The sequence below is a fragment of the uncultured Proteiniphilum sp. genome, from assembly GCF_937873925.1.
Classification (GTDB): Bacteria; Bacteroidota; Bacteroidia; order Bacteroidales; family Dysgonomonadaceae; genus Proteiniphilum.
In genome coordinates this window covers 1-4,959 of record NZ_CALNAT010000119.1, presented here as the reverse complement: position 1 = coordinate 4,959, position 4,959 = coordinate 1, and the positions used below count along the sequence as shown (strand labels likewise).

Sequence of the window (4,959 nt, the reverse complement as noted above, 5' to 3'; positions counted from 1 at the left end):
TCATCCATCCCTCGCACAATGTGCCGGGGGACACTACTGCCCATGAGCGTCTGGACGCTTGTCTTGCCGAATACAAGAAACGTGTCGCTTCGGTTTAAAAATAAGGTAGGATTATGAACAACAATAAACCCGAACTCCGTATGGGAAAACTAAATGTAACCTTATTGTTTATTTTTGTTTTCTGTACGGGGTATTCCCAATCATCCTGGTTGCGCGTCAATCAGGTCGGCTACCTGGAAGACGACGTGAAAGTGGCCGTCTGGATCAGCAAGGAAAACCATGTTGTCAGTGAATTCCAGGTAATAGATCTGGCTACGAAAGAGGCCGTATTTACAGGTTCGGATGTCCGCAATACGGGAAAGCAGCCGGCGTTCGGATCATCGGCACGGCTCAATTTCACGGCTCTCAAAAGGCCAGGTAGCTACATCGTGAAAGTGGGTAAAACAGAATCCGTTCCTTTCCGTATCGGCAACGATATATATGCCGGGGCGGCGGAAATCCCGTTACAATATATGCGCCAACAGCGGTGCGGATACAATCCGTTCCTGAAAGACTCATGCCATGTGCATGATGCCATTTCCGTAGGCGATCCCGACGGAAAACGCGACGGGCAGTATTTCAACACTACCGGCGGATGGCATGATGCGTCGGATTACCTGCAATATGTGACCACATCGGCCAACGCCGTGTACCAGATGCTTTTTGCATACAGCCAGCACCCCGGGTCGTTCGGGGATAAATATGATGCAAACGGACACGAAGGGGCTAACGGTATTCCCGATATCCTGGACGAGGCTAAATGGGGATTGGACTGGCTGGTGAAAATGAATCCCGATGCTGATACCTACTTCAATCAACTGGCCGACGATCGCGACCACGTGGGATTTACCTTGCCTAACGAACAGAAGGTCGATTATGGCTGGGGCCTGGGAAAAGAACGTCCCGTCTATTTTGTCAGTCCCAAACCGCAGGGGTTGTTCAAATACAAGAACAGAAGCACCGGTATGGCTTCTACTGTAGGAAAGTATGCATCTTCATTTTCCCTGGGCGCTAAATTACTGGCCGCATATTACCCCGAATTTTCCGGTATATTGGTGCAAAAGGCCAAAGAGGCTTACCGCAAAGGGGTTGAAAATCCCGGAGTTTCCCAAACCGCACCCGGGGGTGCGCCTTATTTCTACGAAGAGGATAACTGGGCAGACGATATGCAGCTGGCAGCCATGGAAATGTACAACAATTCCGGACAAAAAGAGTATTTGACACAAGCTGTCAATTATGGCAGGCTTGAGCCTGTCACACCCTGGATGGGTGCCGATTCGGCAAGGCATTACCAATGGTACCCCTTCGTAAATCTGGCCAATTATCACTTAGCGGTACAGGACAGCGATCCACGCGCCCGAAAAGAATTCATACGGAACATGAAAACAGGCTTGCAGCGTGTAAAGGACCGGGCTGCAGGGAATGCTTTTTTGAATGGAATACCATTTATCTGGTGTTCCAATAATCTGACGGTAGGCTTTATCACCCAATGCAGGTTGTATCACGAAATTACAGGAGACGATTCGTTCCTTGAAATCGAGACGGCCATGCGTGACTGGCTGTTGGGATGTAATCCATGGGGTACCTCTATGATCGTGGGATATCCCGAACAGGGCGATACGCCGGCAGATCCGCATTCGGCATTCACACACCTACACCAAATACCGGTCACAGGCGGCATTGTAGACGGCCCCATCTACAACTCGATCTTCAGTAATTTAATAGGGATCTATCTGGCCAATGAAGATGAATATGCCGGTTTTCAATCGGATTATGTGGTGTATCACGATGATTACGCCGATTATTCCACCAACGAGCCTACCATGGACGGAACCGCCTCGCTTACCTATTATCTCGGCTATTTAAGCGCACGGGCAAAACAACCGGAAAAAGTATTAGGCGGTATCGTACGGGGTGATACATGCGAAAAACACCTGTCGCTTGTTTTTACCGGTCACGAATATGCTGATGGAGCCGGTGTGATACAAAAGGTGCTGAAAAATCACCATATAAAAGGTGCTTTTTTTCTGACAGGCGATTTCTACCGGAAATATCCCGCCATTGCACAGGATCTTCAGAAGGATGGCCACTATCTCGGCCCACATTCCGATAAGCACCTTTTATATGCCGATTGGAAAGATCGTGATTCTACATTGATTTCCCGGTCTGATTTCGAAAAAGACCTGAACGACAACTATCGGGCGATGGAAAAAATCGGATTGAAGATTGAATCTCCACGCTATTTTATGCCGCCCTACGAATGGTACAATCAGGAAATCAGCGATTGGGCGGAAGCGATGGGGGTACATGTGGTGAATTTCACTCCGGGAACAACATCCAATGCCGATTACACTACGCCCGGAATGAAGAATTACCTTTCATCGGAAACAATCTATCACAATATTTTGACATACGAAGACAAAAATGGGCTGAACGGCTTTCTGCTCCTGATCCATCTCGGTACGGATCCGAAACGGACCGATAAACTGTATAACCGGTTGGAGGAGCTGATAAAGGAGTTGAAAAACAGAGGATATGAATTCAAGAGTATAAACACACTATTGAAAGATTGAGGTGATTCGCCCATTTTTTCCTATTTTTGCAGGAATCAAGGGCATCTATTGACTACGTCGATCCTTCGTATTCAAACTTGTTCTTTCGTTTTGAGATAAGCAATTCTATACCCATAAAGATAAAATAACCATATGAGGAAATCCGTTTTTATTATATGCATTCTTGCCCTAACTTATTCCTCTTTTTCTCAGAATCCTGCCGATGATTCCCTGAAACAGAAGTTGAATATCTCCCTCACTAATATCTATAAAGAGGTTATGTTGCGCCCCGGAAGGGTTACGGTGGACAGCATCGCAATCAATGAACGGAAAAAGAGCGTAGAGCTACATACCAACCTGGCACTTTCCTATCTTCCGATGCGGGAGAACACAGTGCTGCATATCTACGATAGTGTACGCTACCATCTATCTCCGGAACAAAAAAAATACCAGGTAAGTGTATTCTCCGACGGACAGGAGATCAGCCATCTGGTCCCCAATTTCTTCCGGAATAAGCAGAAAGACAAGAACCGGATGATCGCACCTCGGGTAAAAAAACCGCTTGTGTCCAATAACTCTTCTCCTGCAGGGGATTTCGAGAAAGGATTACAAAACAACCATATCGCCCTGTGGCAGAGTCACGGCTGGTATTACGAACAGAAGCTGGGACGGTGGGAATGGCAGCGGGCGCGCATTTTCCAAACGGTGGAAGACCTCTATACGCAGAGTTACGTGCTCCCGTTCCTGGTACCGATGCTCGAGAACGCGGGTGCCAATGTGCTGATGCCGCGCGAACGGGATTACAACAGAACGGAACTGGTCATAGACAATGATGACAGCAAGGGAGGGAACGACCCCGGCCATTCAGACAAAGAAGACAGTTCCCGATACCGGGAAACCAACGGAAAAGAAGCTTGGTGGAACACGAATTCAGCAGGATTTGCCAATCCCAAAAAGATTTATCTGGACGGCGAGAACCCTTTCCGGATGGGAACGGCCAGGCAAACCGAGACGATAACCCGCGGTGAGGAGAGTTTCGCCGAATGGCGACCCGATATTTCCGAAAAGGGAAAGTATGGTGTCTATGTTTCCTATCAGACAGTAAAGAACAGTAGTGATGATGCGCTTTACAGCGTATATCATGCAGGCGGAAAGACCGATTTCCAGGTCAACCAGCAAATGGGAGGCGGCACCTGGATATTTTTGGGGTATTTTGATTTCGACAAAGGGAGCAGCCACAAGATCACCCTCTCCAACAAAAGTAGCCGTGCCGGGAGAATTATCACTGCCGATGCGGTAAAGATAGGCGGGGGAATGGGAAATATAGCAAGGATGCCTCATCCCGAAGGCTTTGAAAGGGAGAACACCAAAAGTTCGGACGCTCAGACGACAAAAAAAACAGTGATCCCGAAGATCGACTATTCTCCGGAGATCAGCGGTTATCCCCGTTATACCGAAGGCGCGCGTTACTGGATGCAGTGGGCTGGCGTGCCGGACTCCGTTTATAATCGTTCGGAAAGTAAAAATGACTATACCGACGACTATGCCGGTCGCGGTGCATGGGTCAACTGGCTGGCGGGAGGCTCCCCCGTACTACCCAAAGAAGAGGGACTGAATATTCCTTTGGATCTGGCGTTTGCTTTCCATACCGATGCCGGTACTTTCTGGGGAGATACCATAGTCGGCACCCTCGGTATTTACATGACGCAATTTAACGACGGAATGTTTGAAAACGGAAGATCGAGATGGGCGTCACGCGACCTCTCCGAACTGGTGATGGAAGAGATCGTAAACGATATACGGCGCGAATTCGAACCGGAATGGACCCGCCGCCATCTCTGGAACCGTTCCTATGCCGAAGCACGGATGCCTAACGTACCAACCATGCTGCTGGAGCTGTTATCCCATCAGAACTTTGCCGACATGCGCTACGGGCTGGATCCTTCGTTCCGCTTTACCGTGAGCCGCTCCATCTACAAAGGGATGCTCCGGTTCCTGGCAAGCCAATACAGCCGGCCTTACGTAGTGCAACCACTTCCGGTAAAAGAATTCAGCGCCCGGTTCTCAGGCGATACGGAAATAGAGTTGAAATGGCAGCCGTCGTCCGATCCGGCGGAGCCGTCCGCAACTCCCACCCGGTATATCGTCTACACCCGCCTCAACGGGGGAGGATTCGATAACGGTGTTACTGTAAGCGGTAACAGTTACATGGCATCCATACAGAAAGACAATATTTACAGCTTTAAGGTGGTCGCAGCAAATGACGGCGGACTAAGCTTTCCCTCGGAGATCCTGTCCGTATGCCGTAAAACGGATCAGAAGGGGGAAGTCTTAATCGTAAACGGATTTACCAGGGTTTCCGCACCGT

2 protein-coding genes are annotated in these 4,959 nt (G+C 49.0%); both read left to right on the top strand.

Annotated features, from left to right (window positions below):
- Positions 1 to 113 precede the first annotated feature (113 nt).
- Complete coding sequence (locus Q0502_RS07825; RefSeq protein ID WP_298649303.1) at positions 114 to 2,612, top strand: glycoside hydrolase family 9 protein; 2,499 nt, start codon at positions 114 to 116, stop codon at positions 2,610 to 2,612.
- Between the two features lie 132 nt (positions 2,613 to 2,744).
- On the top strand, positions 2,745 to 4,959 hold a 2,215-nt coding region (locus Q0502_RS07820), incomplete at its 3' end, for a xanthan lyase (protein ID WP_298649302.1).

Coding starts and splice junctions, on each gene's coding strand:
- Q0502_RS07825 (WP_298649303.1), top strand. CDS start 114: ATGAACAACAATAAACCCGAACTCCGTATGGGAAAACTAAATGTAACC.